Source organism: Nocardioides aquiterrae (genome assembly GCF_039526625.1).
GTDB lineage: Bacteria > Actinomycetota > Actinomycetes > Propionibacteriales > Nocardioidaceae > Nocardioides > Nocardioides aquiterrae.
Genome location: NZ_BAAAJE010000022.1, coordinates 1 through 16,320, shown reverse-complemented (window position 1 = coordinate 16,320; position 16,320 = coordinate 1). Strand labels below are relative to the sequence as shown.

Genomic DNA, 16,320 nt, shown 5'->3' with positions numbered 1-16,320 from the left:
CTCCCGACTACCCGTGCAGCACCTTCCGGAACAGCGCGGTGGTCTCGTCGGTGGCGGCGTGTGCGGCGGCGGAGTGCGGGCCCATGTCGAAGAAGCCGTGGATGAGCCCGTCGAAGGTCCGCACCTCGACGGGTACGCCGGCGCCGGCGAGTGCGGCGGCGTAGGCGAGGCCGTCGTCGCGCAGCGGGTCGAACTCGGCGACCACCACGACGGCCGGGGCGAGGCCGGTGAGGTCGCCGTGCCGGGGGGCCAGGCGCGGGTCGGTGCGCTCGACGGCCGGCAGGTGGCCGACGTACTGGTGGTCGAACCACGTCATGGTGTCGAGGTCGAGGAAGTACCCCGTGGCGTTCTCCGTCAGCGACGGGTGGTCGGCCCCGCCCCCGTCGGTCACCGGGTAGATCAGCAGCTGGCCGGCGAGCGCGACGCCCTCGTCCCGCATCGTCTGGGCCGCGACGGCGGACAGGTTGGCACCCGCGCTGTCGCCCGCGACCGCCAGGCGGTCGCCGCCGCCCAGCTCCGCGAGGTGCTCCGACGCCCAGCGGGTCGCGGCGATCGCGTCCTCGACGCCGGCCGGGAAGGGGTGCTCCGGCGCGAGCCGGTAGTCGACGGACACGACCACGGCCTCGCAGCCGGTGGCGAGCGTGCGCGCCTGCAGCTCGTGCGTGTCCAGGTCGCCGATCACGAAGCCGCCGCCGTGGAACATCACGATCGTCGGCAGCGGGCCGGCGAGGTCGGGTCGGTAGACCCGTGCCGGGCGGGGGCCGGCACCACCCCGCACCGTGGTCTCCTCCACCGAGGCCACCGCGGGCAGCGAGGCCGGGTCGCGCAGGTCGACGGTGAGCGCCCGGAAGCCGCGGCGGGCCTCCTCCGGCGTCTGCTGGGACATCGGCGGGTTTCCGGCGGTGGCGATCATCTCGAGCAGGGCGGCGAGCTGGGGGTCGAGCGGCACGGGTGTCTCCTGGTTGTTCGAGGGTCAGACGAAGGCGTTGACGCCGGTCTCGGCGCGGCCGATGAGCAGCTTCTGGATCTGGCTGGTGCCCTCGTAGAGGGTCATCACGCGGGCGTCGCGGAGGTACTTCTCGGCGGGGTGCTCGTCGACGTACCCGGCGCCGCCGTACACCTGGATCGCGTTGTTGGCGGCGCGTACGGCGGCCTCGGACGCGAACAGCTTCGCCTTCGAGGCGGCGGTGCCGAACGGCTCGCCGCGGTCGATCAGGTCCGCGCACCGCCAGACCAGCAGCCGGGCGGCGTCCGCGTCGACGGACATGTCCGAGATCAGCTCCTGCACCAGCTGGAACCCCGCGAGCGGCTTGCCGAACTGGGTGCGCGAGGTCGCGTACGCGACCGAGGACTCCAGGCAGCCCTGCACGATGCCCACGCAGCCGGCGGCGACCGAGACCCGGCCCTTGTCCAGGGTGGTCATCGCGATCCTGAAGCCCTGCCCCTCCTCGCCGAGCCGCGCAGAGGCGGGCACCCGGACGTCGGAGAGGAACAGCTCCGCGGTCGCCTGCCCGCGCAGGCCGAGCTTGCCCTTCACCTCACGGGCCTCGAAGCCCGGGGTGTCGGTCGGCACGAGGAACGCCGAGACCCCGCGCGGGCCGTCGTCGCTCGTCCGGGCGAAGACCAGCGCGACCTTCGCCCAGGTGCCGTTGGTGATGAAGAGCTTCTGGCCGTTCAGGACGTAGTCGTCGGCGTCCCGGCGGGCCCGCGAGGTCAGGTTGCCGGCGTCGGAGCCGGTGTCGGGCTCGGTGAGCCCGAAGCACCCCAGGGCCGTGCCCGCGGCGATCTGGGGGAGCCACTCCTGCTTCTGCTCCTCGGTGCCGAAGCCCAGCACTGACTTGCCGAACAGGCCGTTCGACACCGACACGATCCCGCGCAGCGCGGAGTCCGCGCGCCCGAGCTCCTCCATGCCGAGCACGTAGGTGAGGTAGTCGCCGCCGAGGCCGCCGTACTCCTCGGGGATGGTGAGCCCGAAGAACCCGATCTCGGCCATCTTCGGGATGATCGCGAGGTCGACGGACTCGTCGCGGTCCCACTGCGTGCGGTGCGGAAGCGCCTCGCGGTCCAGGAAGTCGCGCGCCAGGTCGCGGAACGCCTGCTGCTCCTCGGTCAGGGTCAGGTCCATGGCGAGGTCACCTTTCGGGTGCGGGGGTCTCGACAGGCTCGACCACCGGAGGCGGGAGGTCGACGAGTACGGCGAGCGCGGCCCGGTGTGCCTCCGGCGTGCCCAGGAGGAGCTCGTCGGCCTTCGCCCGCTTCAGGTGCAGGTGGGCCGGGTGCTCCCAGGTCATGCCGAGACCGCCGTGCAGCTGGATCGCCTCCTCGGCGGCGTGGGTCGCGGCCTCGCCGCAGAAGGAGGCCGCGACGTGCACGGCGACGGGTGCGTCGGGGTCGTCGGTCGCCAGGCACGCCGCGGCGTACCGGGCGGCGGCGTCGGCCTGCTCGACCTCGGCGTACAGGTCCGCGAGCCGGTGCTTGAGCGCCTGGAAGCCGCCGACGACCCGGCCGAACTGCCGTCGCACCGACAGGTAGGCCACGGTCGTCTCCAGCGCCCACCGGGCCACCCCGACCTGCTCGGCGGCGAGCAGCCCGGCGCCGGTGAGCAGCGCCCGGTCGACCGCGGCGGCGGCGTCCGCCGAGACCAGCGTCCGCTCGCCACCGCCGAGCGACACCTCGGCGAGCGGCCGGGTCATGTCGAGGGAGGAGACCGGCGCGGTCGCCGCGCCGCGGACCGCGTACAGCGCGTCGCCCTCGGGGACCAGCAGCACGTCGGCCGGCAGGCCCACCGCGGTGGTGGTCGCGGGCCCGTGGCGGAGCGCGGTCGGCCGCACCAGCAGCGCCGCGGTCTGCTCGCCCGACGCGAGCGCCGGCAGGATCTCGGTGTCGCCGAGCGCGACCAGTGCGGTCGTCGCGACCACCGACGAGGTCAGGAACGGCGAGGGCGCGGCCGCCCGGCCGAGCTCCTCCAGCACCGCCGCGGCCTCGCGGGCGGTCGCCCCGGCGCCGCCCAGCGACTCCGGCACCAGCAGGCCGGGCAGCCCGAGCCCGGCGAACGCCGACCACAGCGGCGCGGTCACCTCGTCGGTGCCGTCGTAGATCGCGGTGACGCGCTCGGTCGGCGCGTGCCGCTCGATCGCCCGGCGCACCGAGGCGCGGAGGTCCTCCTCGACGTCGTCCGCGAGCAGCGAGACGGAGGCGGGAGAGGTGGTCATCGGGGTCCCCGCGGAAGCGCGAGCGAAGCGAGTGGTTTCGTGGGGTGAGTCATCGGGGCAGGTCCTTCCAGGGGACGTCCTTGTCGACGCGGTGCTCGGTGGGCAGCCCGAGGATCCGCTCGGCGACCACGTTGCGCAGCACCTCCGACGTGCCGCCCTCGATGGAGTTGCCCTTCGCCCGCAGGTAGCGGAACCCGGCGTCCTGGCCGAAGAAGTCGACGAACGTCGGGCGGCGCATCGTCCAGTCGGCGTACCGCAGCCCCTCGTCGCCGAGCAGGTCCACCTTGAGCGCGGACAGCTCCTGGTTGATCCTCGCGAACGACAGCTTCATCGCCGAGCCCTCGGGCCCGGGCACGCCGGCGGCCAGCTTCTGCCCCAGCCGGGTGGCGGTGATCCGGGCGACCTCCGTGTCGATCCAGCCGCGCAGCAGCCGCTGGTGGGTCTCGGGCGTGCGCAGCTCGGGCCGCTCCCGCCAGTGCGGGCGACGTTCGTGACCATCCCGAACTCGCGGGGGAACGCGGCACCGCCGATCGCCACCCGCTCGTGGGACAGCGTCGCGCTGGCGACCGTCCAGCCCTCGCCGACCGCGCCGAGCCGGTCCCCGTCGGAGATGCGCGCGTCGGTCAGGAAGACCTCGTTGAACTCCGCCTCGCCGGTGATCTGCCGCAGCGGCCGCACCTCGACCCCGGGGTCGTGCATGTCGAGGACGAAGTACGACAGGCCCGCGTGCTTGGGCACGTCGGGGTCGGTGCGGGCGACCAGGATCGCCCGGTCGGCGAGGTGCGCGGACGAGGTCCACACCTTCTGGCCGTTGACGACCCAGGTGTCACCATCGAGCACCGCGCGGGTCGCGAGGCCCGCGAGGTCGGAGCCGGCGCCGGGCTCGGAGAACAGCTGGCACCACACCTCCTCGCCGCACCACAGCGGCCGCAGCCAGCGCCGCTTCTGCTCGTCGGTGCCGAAGGCCAGGATCGTCGGCGCGGCCATGCCCAGCCCGATGCCGATCCGGCGCGGGTCGTTGTCGGGCGCGCCCGCGGCGGCGAGCGCCTTCTCGACCACCGGCTGCAGCGACCGCGGCAGGCCCAGCCCGCCGAGGCCCTCGGGGAAGTGCACCCACGCCAGCCCCGCGTCGAACCGGGCGTGCAGGAAGTCCATCCGGTCGGTCGACGCGGGCGGGTGCTCGGCGAGCAGCGCGTCGACCCGCTCGCGCAGCCGGGCCTCATCCATCCGCGGGCTCCGTCAGGTGCCGGGCGATCTCCGCCTTGGCCAGCGAGTTCTTGTGCACCTCGTCCGGGCCGTCGGCGAACCGCAGGGTGCGGATGCCGGCGTACGCCGCCGCCAGCGGGAAGTCCTGCGACAGGCCGCCGGCGCCGTGCACCTGGATCGCCTTGTCCAGGATCCACTGCACGGTCTGGGGCGTGGCGATCTTGATCGCCTGGATCTCGGTGTGCGCGCCGCGGTTGCCGACGGTGTCCATCAGCCACGCGGTCTTGAGCACCAGCAGCCGCAGCTGCTCGATCCGCACCCGGGACTCGGCGATCCAGTCGCGGACCACGCCCTGCGCGGCGATCGGGCGGCCGAACGCCACCCGGCCGGTCGCCCGCCGGCACATCAGGTCGATGGCCGCCTCGGCGACGCCGATGGACCGCATGCAGTGGTGGATGCGGCCGGGGCCGAGCCGGGCCTGGGCGATCGCGAAGCCGGCGCCCTCCTCGCCGATCAGGTTCGACGCCGGCACCCGCACGTCCTCGAACACCAGCTCCGCGTGGCCGCCGTGCTCGTGGTCGTCGTACCCGAAGACCTCCATGCCGCGCTTGACGGTCAGGCCCGGGGTGTCGCGGGGGACGAGGATCATCGACTGCTGCCGGTGCCGCGAGGCGTCGGGGTCGGTCTTGCCCATCACGATGAGGACCTCGCAGTTCGGGTTCATCGCGCCGGTGATCCACCACTTGCGGCCGTTGAGGACGTAGTGGTCGCCGTCCCGCTCGATCCGGGTGGCGATGTTGGTGGCATCGGAGGAGGCGACGTCCGGCTCGGTCATCGCGAAGGCGGAGCGGATCTCGGCGGCCAGCAGCGGCTTCAGCCAGCGCTCCTTCTGCTCCGGGGAGCCGAACAGCGAGAGCACCTCCATGTTGCCGGTGTCCGGGGCCGAGCAGTTCAGCGCCGGGGGCGCGAGGTGCATCGAGCGGCCGGTGATCTCGGCGAGCGGCGCGTACTCCAGGTTGGAGAGGCCGGGCGAGTCGGCGTGCTCCTTCGGCAGGAAGACGTTCCACAGCCCGAGGTCGCGGGCCTCCTGCTGGAGCTGCTTGAGCACCGGGACCGTCGACCACTCCCAACGGTTCTCCTGGGCGGCCAGCTGCTCATGGAACGTCGGCTCCGACGGCACGATGCGCTCGGCCAGGAAGCTCTCGAGGGTCTGGATCCGCTGCTGTGTCTGCGCGTCGAACGTGAAGTCCATGTCAGTCGTCCTCTCCCAGGGCGTCCAGCCCTGCGCTGATGAGCGGGTCGAAGCCGGCGCCGATCCGGTCGAAGCCCTCGCCGACCGTCGCGCCCTGGAGGAAGCGGTAGTGGATCCCCTCGAGGATCACCGCGAGCTTGAAGTACGCGAGCCCCAGGTGGAACCCCATGTCGCCGAGGTCGCGGCCGCGCGCCGCGGCGTACCGCGCGAGGTGCTCCTCGCCGGTCGGGTAGCCCGGGGCGTTGCTGACGTCGGACACCAGCCCCGCCGCGGGCAGCGACGACAGCCGGTCGTAGACGAGCAGCAGCGCGAGGTCGGTGCGGACGTCGCCGAGCGTGGCCATCTCCCAGTCGACGACGGCCTTGACGTGGTCGTCGGCGCCGGTGAGCAGGTTGTCGAGCCGGTAGTCGCCGTGCACGATCCCGACCCAGCTGCCGTCGTCCCCGGTCTCGACGGAGGCGACCCGCGCGGTGAGCCGCCGGTGCAGCTCGTCGGCGTCCGGCCGGTCGGTGGTCTTCGAGCCCTCGAGCTGCTGGCCCCAGCGGCGGACCTGCCGCTCCAGGAAGCCGGCCGGGCGGCCGAACTCCGCCAGGCCGACGCCGGCGGGGTCGACGGTGTGCAGCTTCGCGAGCACGTCGACCATCTCGCCGGCGATGCTCGCCGTGCGCTCGGGTCCGAGCGCGGCGAGCTGCTCCGCGGAGCGGTACGCCGTGCCCTCGACGCGCTCCATCACGTAGAACGGGGCGCCGAGGACGTCCGGGTCGGCGCAGTGCGCGTAGGTCGTCGGCACCGGGACGTCGGTGTCGCGCAGCGCGGTCATCGCGGTGTACTCGCGGCCCATGTCGTGGGCGGTCGCCTGCACGTGCCCGAGCGGCGGGCGCCGGACGATCCACCAGGCGGCGCCGTCGGTGACCTCGTAGGTGAGGTTCGACCGGCCGCCGGCGATCACCCGGCCGGACAGCTCGCCGGCGATCTCGCCCGGCCGCTGCTCGTCGTACCACCGGCGGAAGGCCGCGAGGTCCAGTCCGGGAGTGTCCTCGCTCAACCCAGTGCTCCTGCCTCGTCGACCTTCTGCTGGAGCCGGCGCATGCCGGCCAGCCACCTGTCCGTGTCGGTGGCGCGCGCGGCGTAGTAGCCCGCGACCTCCGGGTGCGGGAGCACCAGGAACCGGCCCTCCTCGATCGCGGCGACCGTCGCGTCGGCAACCTGCTCCGGCTCGAGCGCGGAGTCACGCGAGAGCAGCGCCTGCAGGCCGCCCGCCTCCTCGAGCATCTGCGTCCGCACGCCCTGCGGGCAGATCGCGTGCACGTCGACCCCGCGCGCGCCGTACGTCACCGAGAGCCATTCGGCGAAGCCGACGGCCGCGTGCTTGGTGACGGAGTACGGCGCGCTGCCGATCATGGTCAGCAGCCCGGCCGCCGAGGCGGTCACGACGAACCGCCCGCCGGCGCCGTCCGCGAGCCAGCGGGGGACCAGCACGCGGGCGGCGCGGACGTGCGCCATCACGTTGACGTCCAGCACCCGGTCCCAGACGTCGTCGGGCGCCTGGAGGCTGTCGGGTCCGCCCGCGCCGTCGATCCCGGCGTTGGCGAAGAAGACGTCCACCCGGCCGAGCGCCTCGGTGGCCGCGTCGATCATCGCGTCGGGAGCGGTCACGTCACCGGGGACCGCGGTGCCGCCGATCTCGTCGGCGACCGCCTGCGCGGTGGCCGCGTCGAGGTCGTTGACCACGACCCGGGCGCCCTCCTGCGCGGCGCGGACGGCGAGGGCCCGGCCGATGCCGCGGCCCGCGCCGGTGACCACCACGCCCTGGCCGGTGAGCGCACCCATCAGGCGCCGCCGGTGAGGGTCACGCCGCCGTCCAGGGTGACGGTCTGGCCGGTCACCCACGCGGCGTCGTCGGAGAGCAGGAACGCGACCGCGCCCGCGACGTCCTCGGGGACGCCGAGCCGGCGCAGCGGGTAGTGCGCCGCGACCTCGTCCTCGCGGCCCTCGTAGAGCGGTGTCGCGAACGCGGTCTTCACGATCGCGGGCGCGACCGCGTTGACGCGGATCGAGGGGCCGAGCTCGACCGCGAGGGTCTCGGTCAGGCTGGTCAGCATCGCCTTGGAGGCGCCGTACATGCCGATCATCGGCGCGGGGCGCACGCCGGAGACCGAGGAGATGTTGACGACCGCGCCGCCGTGGTCCTTCATCCAGCCGCGGTAGGCCGCCTGCGTCCACGCGAGCGCGCCGAGCGCGTTGACCTCGACCGTCTTGCGGGCGGCGGCCAGGTCGAAGTCGATGAGCGGGCCGGCGACGGGGTTGATGCCGGCGTTGTTGACCAGGAGGTCGACACTGCCGAACGCGGCGATCGTCTGCTCGACCGCGTCCTGCTGGTGCTCGGGGTCGTCGGCCTTGCCCGCGACGCCGATCGCGTGCCGCGGCCCGCCGAGCGCGGTGACCGCCTCCTCGAGGGCCTCGGGCTTGCGTGCGGTGATGCAGACCCGCCCGCCCTCCTCGACGAGGCGCTGGGCGACGCCGAGCCCGATCCCGCGGCTGGCTCCGGTGACGACGGCGACCTTGCCGGCCAGTCCCTGCACGTGCTCCTCCTGCTGCTCGGCTCGGTGCTTGCGGTGTGACTAAGCGCTTGCTTAGCATGCTCGACATGACCGCGTCCAGCCCCCCGGCCGACGCTCGGACCCGCCTCGCGCGGGCCGCCGTCGACGCGTTCGCGGCCCGCGGCTTCCACGGCACCACGACCCGCGACATCTCCACCGCCGCGGGCATGAGCCCGGCCGCGCTCTACGTGCACCACCGGTCGAAGGAGGGCCTGCTCTTCGAGCTCGCCCACGCCGGGCACCTCCGGGTGCTCGAGCTCGTGCGGGCCTCGGTGGCGCGGTCGGACGACCCGGTCACCCAGCTCGGCGACCTGGTCGAGGACTTCGTCCGCGACCACGCCGTGGCGCACACCGGGGCCCGGGTCATCAACTACGAGCTCGCGGCGCTCAGCGAGGAGCACCGGGCCGAGATCCTCGCCGTGCGCCACGAGATCGACCTGGTCCTGCGCGGCGTCGTCGAGCGCGGGGTGGCGTCCGGCGTCTTCAGCACCCCCGACCCGCACATGACCTCGCTGGCGATCCTGTCCCTCGGCATCGACGTGGCGCGCTGGTACCGCGACGAGGGCCGCTGGACCCCGGACGAGGTCGCGGCCCACTACCGGCTGCTGGCCCTGCGCATGCTTGGAGCCTGAGCGGACTGGCAACATCGGGGCCATGACCTACCAGCCGGCGGAGAACAGGTATGACACGGACGCGACCGGGATGCAGTACCGGTTCACCGGGCGCAGCGGGCTCCAGCTGCCGGTGATCTCGCTCGGACTGTGGCAGAACTTCGGCACCGACCGTCCCGAGGAGACCCAGCGCGCGATCCTGCGCCGGGCGTTCGACCGCGGCGTGACCCACTTCGACCTGGCGAACAACTACGGCCCGCCGTACGGTCGCGCCGAGGAGAACTTCGGGCGGTACCTGCGCGACGACTTCGCGGGCCTGCGCGACGAGCTGGTCATCTCGACCAAGGCCGGCTGGGACATGTGGCCCGGTCCGTACGGCCAAGGCGGCGGCTCGCGCAAGTACGTGCTCGCGTCGCTCGACCAGTCGCTGGGCCGGCTCGGGCTCGACTACGTGGACATCTTCTACAGCCACCGGTTCGACCCGGAGACGCCCATCGAGGAGACGATGATGGCGCTCGACCACGCGGTCCGGCAGGGCAAGGCGCTGTACGCCGGCATCTCGTCGTACTCCGCCGCGAAGACGAACGAGGCGGCGTCGATCGCGCGCGAGCTCGGCACGCCGCTGCTGATCCACCAGCCGTCGTACTCGATGCTCAACCGCTGGATCGAGGACCCCCGCGGTGGGCAGAGCCTGCTCGACGAGCTCGAGCAGCAGGGCATGGGCTGCATCGTCTTCAGCCCACTGGCCCAGGGGCTGCTCACCGACCGCTACCTCGACGGCGTGCCCGAGGACTCGCGCGCCGCGCGGCACCAGTCGACGCTGCCGGGCGACCACCTCGACGACGCGACGCTCAAGCACGTCCGCCAGCTCAACGAGATCGCGCAGGAGCGCGGCCAGACGCTGGCGCAGCTCGCGCTGCAGTGGGCGGTCCGCGACCGCCGGGTGACGTCGGCGCTGATCGGCGCCAGCTCGGTCGAGCAGCTCGACGCCAACCTCGACGCGCTGTCCTTCCCGGCGCTCACCGAGGAGGAGCTGCGCCGGATCGACCAGCACGCGGTGGAGGCCGGGATCAACCTCTGGGCGAAGCAGACCGAGGAGTAGCCCGCACCGACCCCACGCCGAGTCGGCGCTACTGCAGGCGGAGAGTCGCTCGAGTCGGCGCCACTGCAGGTGCCTGACCTGCATTGGCGCCGAGTCGGCGGTCTGCGGGGCCGCACTGGCGCCGACTCGGCGGGACCGCGCGGCCGGCCCAGGCACCGATAACCGGGTGCCGGACCGCCGCCGGTCGCGGACAATGGTCGCCCGTGGGACACGTGGACGTGGCCGGGGTGCGCTATGAGCTCCCCGACGGGAGAGTGCTGCTGGACGACGTGTCGTTCCGGGTCGGCGAGGGCGCGAAGGTCGCGCTCGTGGGCGCGAACGGCGCCGGCAAGACGACGCTGCTGCGGATCATCACCGGCGACCTCCAGCCGCACGCCGGCGTCGTGACCCGGTCCGGCGGGCTCGGCGTGATGCGCCAGGCGGTCGGGGCCGGCCTCGGCGAGAACCCGACCGTCGCGGACCTGCTGCTCAGCGTGTCCCCGCCCCGGGTCCGCGCCGCCGCCCACGAGGTCGACGCCTGCGAGCTCGCGCTGATGGAGACCGACGACGAGAAGACCCAGATGCGGTACGCCACGGCGCTGGCCGAGTACGCCGACGCCGGCGGCTACGACCTCGAGGTCACCTGGGACGTGTGCACGACCGCCGCGATCGGCCTGCCCTACGATCGCGCCAAGTACCGCGAGCTGCGCACGCTCTCGGGCGGTGAGCAGAAGCGGCTGGTGCTGGAGTTCCTGCTGCGCGGCCCCGACCAGGTGCTGCTGCTCGACGAGCCGGACAACTACCTGGACGTGCCCGGCAAGATCTGGCTGGAGGAGCGGATCCGCGAGTCGGACAAGACGGTCCTGATGATCAGCCACGACCGCGAGCTGCTCGACAACACCGCCACCCGGGTGGTGACGGTCGAGCTCGGGAGCGCAGGCAACAAGGTCTGGACCCACCCGGGCGGCTTCGCGTCCTACCACGAGGCGCGCCGCGCGCGGTTCGAGCGCTTCGAGGAGCTGCGCAGGCGCTGGGACGAGGAGCACGCCAAGCTCCGCGCCCAGATGCTGATGTACAAGCAGAAGGCGGCGTACAACGACGGCATGGCCAGCCGCTACCAGGCGGCGCAGACCCGGCTCCGGAAGTTCGAGGAGGCCGGCCCGCCGACCGAGCAGCCGCGCGAGCAGCAGGTGCAGATGCGGCTCAAGGGCGGCCGCACCGGCAAGCGCGCGGTCGTCTGCGAGCGCCTCGAGCTCACCGGGCTGATGCGGCCCTTCGACCTCGAGGTCTGGTACGGCGAGCGCGTGGCGGTGCTCGGCTCCAACGGCTCGGGCAAGTCGCACTTCCTGCGCCTGCTGGCCGCGGGCGGCACCCGGCCGGACAAGGAGCACGAGCCGGTCGGTGACGTCGTCATCGAGCCGGTCCAGCACCGGGGGATGGCGCGCCTCGGTGCGCGGGTGCGGCCGGGGTGGTTCGTGCAGACCCACGAGCACCCCGAGCTGATGGGCCGGACGCTGCTGGAGATCCTGCACCGCGGCGACGAGCGCCGCGACGGGATGGGCCGGGAGCAGGCCAGCCGGGTGCTGGACCGCTACGAGCTGAGCGCCCAGGCGGAGCAGCGGTTCGAGTCGCTCAGCGGCGGGCAGCAGGCCCGGTTCCAGATCCTGCTGCTCGAGCTGTCCGGAGCGACGCTGCTGCTGCTCGACGAGCCGACCGACAACCTCGACGTGCAGTCCGCCGAGGCGCTCGAGGACGGGCTCGAGGCGTTCGAGGGCACGGTCCTCGCGGTCACGCACGACCGGTGGTTCGCGCGCGGCTTCGACCGGTTCCTGGTCTACGGCGCCGACGGCGAGGTCTACGAGTCCGACGGCCCCGTGTGGGACGAGGGCCGGGTGCAGCGGGTCCGATGACGTCGATGGAGATCGTCCCGGTCGACCCGTTCGACCGGGACGCGTTCGACGCCTGGCACGGCGCCTACTTCCAGGCGGAGCTGGCTTCCGGTGAGGGGGTGGCCTCGCCCTGGCAGCTCGAGGAGTTCCGGGCGATCGCGCAGAACCCGGGCAGCAGCCGGTGGCTCGCGCTGTACGCCGGCCTGGTGTCCGGGCACGTGGTGGCCACCGGGATGGTGATGACGCCCCTGCTCGACAACACCGACCGCGCCGAGCTGCTGGTCCACACCGTGCCCGCCGCGCGCCGGCGCGGCCACGGCACCGCGATGCTCGCCCACCTCGAGGTCGTCGCTCGCGATCGCGGGCGGACCGTGCTGGTCGCCGAGTCCTCCTGGCCGTACGCCGCCGGTCCCGACGGCGCCGGTGAACCGGGCCGGGAGTTCGCGCGGCGTACCGGCTTCGACCTGGCCCTGGGCGACGTCAAGCGGGTGCTCCGGCTGCCCGTGCCGGACGCGGTCCTCGACGAGCTCGCGGCGGAGGCGGCGTTGCGCCACGGCGGGCACGAGCTGCGCTCGTGGGCCGGGCCGGTCCCCGACGAGCTGCTGGACGGCTGGGCGCGGCTGTCCTCGCTGGTCATCACCGAGGCGCCGACCGGTGACCTGGACGTCGAGCCCGAGTGCCGGGACGCGTCGGTCATCCGGGAGAACGAGGAGGTGCTCGCCCGGCAGGGCCGGACGAAGTACAACACCCTCGCGCTCGACCCCGGCGGGGTGCCGGTGGCCTACACCGACCTGGTGACGACCGTGCACGAGCCGGGGAGGGCCTGGCAGTTCGGCACGCTCGTCGACCGCGCGGCCCGCGGCCGCCGCCTCGGGCTCGCGGTCAAGGTCGCGAACCTGCGGCTGCTCCAGGCGGAGCGCCCGGACATCGAGGTGGTCTCGACGTACAACGCCGAGTCGAACACGCACATGATCGAGGTCAACGACCGCATCGGCTTCGCCCCGGTCGCGCGGCTGGGCGAGTTCCAGATGCGCACGTCCGGTCCGAGCTCGCGAGGACCGGAAGGCCGGTCCCCGGTCAGCCGGTGAAACCCGACGTGTCGCGCGGACGGAGAGGGCCCCACCGGCTGACGGGAGACGGACCTGCAGCCGGTGGGGCCCGGTTCCCTTCTCGGAGGAGAGAAGAGCCTGGGGCGCTCGTTCCTTCTAGGAGTTGGACGTCTGGGCGTCCGAGTCGAGCGTGAGGGTGACGGTCTTCGAGTTGCCGTCGTGGAGGTACGTCACGGTCACCTGGTCGCCGGGCCGGTAGGACCGGATCGTCGCGACCAGCGAGTCGGCGCTGGAGATCACGTGGTCGTCGACCTTGGTGATCACGTCGCCCTTGGCCAGGCCGGCGTCGTCGGCCGTCGAGCCGGCGGTCACGTCCTGCACCTCGGCGCCGTCGGTGATCTGGGCGCCCTCGCCGCTGGCCGCGTCGGAGACCTGGATGCCGAGGCGGGCGTGGGTCGGGGTCTCGCCCTTGGCCATCTGGTCGACGACCGGCATCACCTCGTCCATCGGGATGGCGAACCCGAGGCCGATCGAGCCGGCCTCGCCCTCCACCGCACCGGCGGTGCGGATCGAGGCGTTGATCCCGACGACGTTGCCGTCGAGGTCGACGAGCGCGCCGCCGCTGTTGCCGGGGTTGATCGCCGCGTCCGTCTGGATGGCGGGGTACGTCGTGGCGTTGTTCTGGCTGTCGGTGCCCACGTTCACCGGGCGGTCCAGCGCGCTCACGATGCCGCTGGTGACCGTGGAGTCGAGGCCGAACGGCGAGCCGATCGCGACGACGCTCTGGCCGACCTTGAGGTCGGACGACTTGCCGATGGTCGCCGGCGTCAGCCCGGAGACCCCCTCGGCCTTGATGACCGCGGTGTCGGTGAGCGGGTCGGTGCCGAGCACCTGGGCCTTGGCGTCGGTGCCGTCGTTGAACTCGACCACGATCGAGCCGCCGTTGCCGGCCACCTCGACCACGTGGTTGTTGGTGAGGATCTCGCCGTCCGAGCTCAGGATGATGCCCGACCCGGATCCGGAGCCCTGGGCGCCGGAGACGTCGATCTTGACGACCGACGGCAGCACCTTCGCGGCCACGGCCTCCACGGACCCCTGGGGGGCGGGGGAGTCCGGGGTGTCCACGACCTGCGAGGTGGTGGGGGTGCCGGCGCCGCCCGCGCTCGAGGTTCCGTTGCCGTCGAGCGCGCTCCAGGCGGCGGCGCCGCCGACACCCGCCGCACCACCCACGACGACCGCGGTCGCGAGGACCGCCGTCGCCAGTCCCGCACGCCGCGGCCGACGACCGACGGGCAGCGGCGCCGTCTGGGTCATCGCAGGGGGCCCCTCGGGGGGCGGGCCCTGGGGGGCGGGGTGCGGGAAGTAGGGGTGGTGGCCCGGAGGAGGCGTGGTGGGCTGGTCGTTCATGTCTCAACCATGGGCGGCCAGCCTGTGACCACGCTGAGATCGCGCTGGGCGGCCTCGAAGAACTACTCGCCGGCCTCCACGCTGAGCGTCATCTTCTTGAGCAGCGCGGCCAGCGTGGCGCGCTCCTCGGCGGACAGCACGTGCACCACCTCGTCCTCGCCCGCGCCGCGCAGCTGCATGGCCCGGCGCCAGATGGCGACACCCGCGCGGGTCACCTCCACGTCGACCCGGCGCCGGTCGTCGGCCGAGGCGCGGCGCTGGATCCAGCCGTTCTTCTCCAGGGCGTCCAGCCGCCCCGTCATGCCGGCGTTGCTGATCTCGAGGTCCGCGGCGAGGGCCGACGGGCTGGCCTGACCCGGGGTGTCGCGGATCATCAGCAGGTGCAGGGTGTCGTACTCGAAGTCCTGCAGGCCGGTCTCGATCAGCGCATCCTGCTTCACCGTGCGGAAGTGCTTGGCCAGGCGGCCGATGCGGACCACGATCGCCTCCACGTCGTCCTCGAAGTGGACGTCGATCCAGTGGTCACGCCACCGCGCGACGTGCCGATCGGCCCAGTCCTCGGCAGGGTCGTCCCGCGTCATGCCCGCATCCTAGAAGTAATTTCGTTGACGAATAGTTCGCCAGCGAATGAGCATGGAGCCGTGAGTGCCACCCCCACCGCCGAGGCCGGGCCCGACCGGCCGCTGCGGCACCGCAACTTCCGGCTGCTCGTCGCCGGTACGACGACCAGTGCCCTCGGCAACACCATCACGCCGGTGGCGCTGGCATTCGCGGTCCTCGACCTCGGGGGATCGGCCTCGGACCTCGGGCTCGTGGTGGCGCTGTACGCGCTGGCCGACGTGGTCACGGTCCTGTTCGGCGGCGTGCTCGGCGACCGGGTGCCCCGGCAGCTCATGCTCGAGGGCTCGGCCGCGGCGTGCGCGGTCGCCCAGGCCGCGGTCGCCGTGCTCCTGGTCGGGGGGTGGGCGACGATCCCGATGCTCGCGGTGATCGGGATGGTCAACGGCTCCCTGGGGGCGCTCAGCCAGCCGTCGTCGGCGGCGCTCACCCGGATGACGGTCCCGGCCGCCCTGGTCGCCCGGGCGGTCGCCCAGCGGGCCCTGCTGCAGACGAGCGCCGGCGTGGTCGGCTTCGCCCTCGGCGGCGTCCTGGTCGCGGCCGTCGGCTCCGGCTGGGCGATCGGCGTGGACGCGGCGACGTTCGCGATCGCGGCGTACTGCTTCTCACGTCTCGACGTGCCGCACACCCGTCCCGAGGGAGCGCGCCCGACCTTCCTCGCCGACCTCGGCGACGGGTTCCGCGAGGTCATGCGGCACACCTGGCTGGTGCTACTGATCGGGCAGGCGCTGCTGTACCACCTCGTCTACAGCGGTGCTCAGTCGGTGCTCGGGCCGATCGTGGTCGGCGACCAGTTCGGCCGGTCGTCGTGGGGGCTCGCGCTCGGCACCCTGATGGCCGGGTTCGTGGTCGGTGGCCTGGTCTGCCTGCGCTGGGAGCCGCGACGCAGCCTGTTCGTCGGGACCGCGCTGCTCTCGCTCACCGCGGCGTTCCCGATCGCGATGGCGCTCAGCGACCACCTGCTGCCGATCCTGGTCGGCGCGTTCCTGCACGGCTTCGGGCTGCAGGTCTTCGACGTGCAGTGGCAGGTGTCGATCCAGCAGAACATCCCCGAGGACAAGCTCGCGCGCGTCTACTCGTTCGACCTGGTGGGCTCGTTCGTGGCCCGGCCGCTCGGCCTGGTGCTGACCGGGCCGGTCGCCGCGGCGGTCGGCTTCGACCGGTGGCTGGTGGTGATCGGCCTGGTGATGGGCGGGTCCGCGCTGCTGGCGCTGCTCGCCCCCGACGTACGCCGCCTCGAGCGCGCCGTCGCCGCTCCGGACCCGAGCCCGGCCGGGTAGCCGGTCACTCCCGCCACGCCCGTCACACCGGCGGGGCAATCCCTGCACTTGTCGGCCGAAGTTTCGGCTCTTCTGCTGGATGTGTGGGTGATGTGAGCGTGCCGTGATGAGCACA

Annotated in this window: 16 protein-coding genes; 5 read left to right on the top strand and 11 right to left on the bottom strand. The window is 73.2% G+C overall.

The genetic code is table 11. From position 1 onward, the window contains the following. Positions 1–7 precede the first annotated feature (7 nt). The 9 genes from ABD086_RS18775 to ABD086_RS18735 are packed head-to-tail and all read right to left on the bottom strand — an operon-like array spanning position 8 to position 8,252. A complete protein-coding gene (locus tag ABD086_RS18775; RefSeq protein ID WP_343909142.1) occupies positions 8–949 on the bottom strand; it encodes an alpha/beta hydrolase in 942 nt (313 codons plus the stop codon). Positions 950–973: 24 nt separating this feature from the next. Beyond that, positions 974–2,125, bottom strand: coding sequence for an acyl-CoA dehydrogenase family protein (locus tag ABD086_RS18770; RefSeq protein ID WP_343909141.1), 1,152 nt, complete (start codon positions 2,123–2,125; stop codon positions 974–976). Positions 2,126–2,132: 7 nt separating this feature from the next. Then, entirely contained in the window at positions 2,133–3,212 is a 1,080-nt protein-coding gene (locus ABD086_RS18765) for an acyl-CoA dehydrogenase family protein (RefSeq protein ID WP_343909140.1), read from the bottom strand. Between the two features lie 49 nt (positions 3,213–3,261). Then, positions 3,262–3,627 (bottom strand): acyl-CoA dehydrogenase family protein, encoded by a 366-nt coding sequence (locus ABD086_RS18760; RefSeq protein WP_343909215.1) that lies wholly within the window; start codon positions 3,625–3,627, stop codon positions 3,262–3,264. Continuing rightward, positions 3,540–4,439, bottom strand: coding sequence for an acyl-CoA dehydrogenase family protein (locus ABD086_RS18755; RefSeq protein WP_343909139.1), 900 nt, complete (start codon positions 4,437–4,439; stop codon positions 3,540–3,542). Before ABD086_RS18755 ends, ABD086_RS18760 begins: the two co-directional genes overlap by 88 nt. Further along, positions 4,432–5,670 (bottom strand): acyl-CoA dehydrogenase family protein, encoded by a 1,239-nt coding sequence (locus ABD086_RS18750; protein WP_343909138.1) that lies wholly within the window; start codon positions 5,668–5,670, stop codon positions 4,432–4,434. The genes ABD086_RS18755 and ABD086_RS18750 overlap by 8 nt, the downstream gene beginning before the upstream one ends. A 1-nt stretch (position 5,671) precedes the next feature. Further along, a complete protein-coding gene (locus ABD086_RS18745) occupies positions 5,672–6,715 on the bottom strand; it encodes a phosphotransferase family protein (RefSeq protein ID WP_343909137.1) in 1,044 nt (347 codons plus the stop codon). Then, entirely contained in the window at positions 6,712–7,500 is a 789-nt protein-coding gene (locus ABD086_RS18740; RefSeq protein ID WP_343909136.1) for an SDR family NAD(P)-dependent oxidoreductase, read from the bottom strand. Before ABD086_RS18740 ends, ABD086_RS18745 begins: the two co-directional genes overlap by 4 nt. Next, a complete protein-coding gene (locus ABD086_RS18735) occupies positions 7,500–8,252 on the bottom strand; it encodes an SDR family oxidoreductase (RefSeq protein ID WP_343909135.1) in 753 nt (250 codons plus the stop codon). The genes ABD086_RS18740 and ABD086_RS18735 overlap by 1 nt, the downstream gene beginning before the upstream one ends. 65 nt (positions 8,253–8,317) lie before the next feature. Here ABD086_RS18735 and ABD086_RS18730 point away from each other — a divergent pair, with 65 nt between their 5' ends. The 4 genes from ABD086_RS18730 to ABD086_RS18715 all read left to right on the top strand — a co-directional run bounded on the left by ABD086_RS18730 (position 8,318) and on the right by ABD086_RS18715 (position 12,939). After that, on the top strand, positions 8,318–8,902 hold the full coding sequence (locus tag ABD086_RS18730; protein WP_343909134.1) for a TetR/AcrR family transcriptional regulator: 585 nt from the start codon (positions 8,318–8,320) through the stop codon (positions 8,900–8,902). 22 nt (positions 8,903–8,924) lie between these two features. After that, positions 8,925–9,983 (top strand): L-glyceraldehyde 3-phosphate reductase, encoded by a 1,059-nt coding sequence (gene mgrA / locus ABD086_RS18725; RefSeq protein WP_343909133.1) that lies wholly within the window; start codon positions 8,925–8,927, stop codon positions 9,981–9,983. 203 nt (positions 9,984–10,186) lie between these two features. Continuing rightward, a complete protein-coding gene (locus tag ABD086_RS18720) occupies positions 10,187–11,872 on the top strand; it encodes an ABC-F family ATP-binding cassette domain-containing protein (protein ID WP_343909132.1) in 1,686 nt (561 codons plus the stop codon). A gap of 5 nt (positions 11,873–11,877) precedes the next feature. Next, positions 11,878–12,939 (top strand): GNAT family N-acetyltransferase, encoded by a 1,062-nt coding sequence (locus ABD086_RS18715; RefSeq protein ID WP_343909131.1) that lies wholly within the window; start codon positions 11,878–11,880, stop codon positions 12,937–12,939. A 117-nt stretch (positions 12,940–13,056) separates the two neighbouring features. On the opposite strand, the gene ABD086_RS18710 is transcribed toward ABD086_RS18715, so the two are convergent. Together ABD086_RS18710 and ABD086_RS18705 are read right to left on the bottom strand one after the other, a co-directional pair. Continuing rightward, positions 13,057–14,307, bottom strand: coding sequence for a S1C family serine protease (locus tag ABD086_RS18710; RefSeq protein WP_343909130.1), 1,251 nt, complete (start codon positions 14,305–14,307; stop codon positions 13,057–13,059). Between the two features lie 62 nt (positions 14,308–14,369). Continuing rightward, positions 14,370–14,888: a MarR family winged helix-turn-helix transcriptional regulator gene (locus ABD086_RS18705; RefSeq protein WP_343909129.1), complete on the bottom strand. Its 519-nt coding sequence runs from the start codon at positions 14,886–14,888 to the stop codon at positions 14,370–14,372. Between the two features lie 60 nt (positions 14,889–14,948). Between ABD086_RS18705 and ABD086_RS18700 the strand changes: the two genes are divergently transcribed. Then, positions 14,949–16,205, top strand: a complete 1,257-nt coding sequence (locus ABD086_RS18700; protein WP_343909128.1) for an MFS transporter — start codon at positions 14,949–14,951, stop codon at positions 16,203–16,205. The last annotated feature ends 115 nt before the right edge of the window (positions 16,206–16,320 follow it).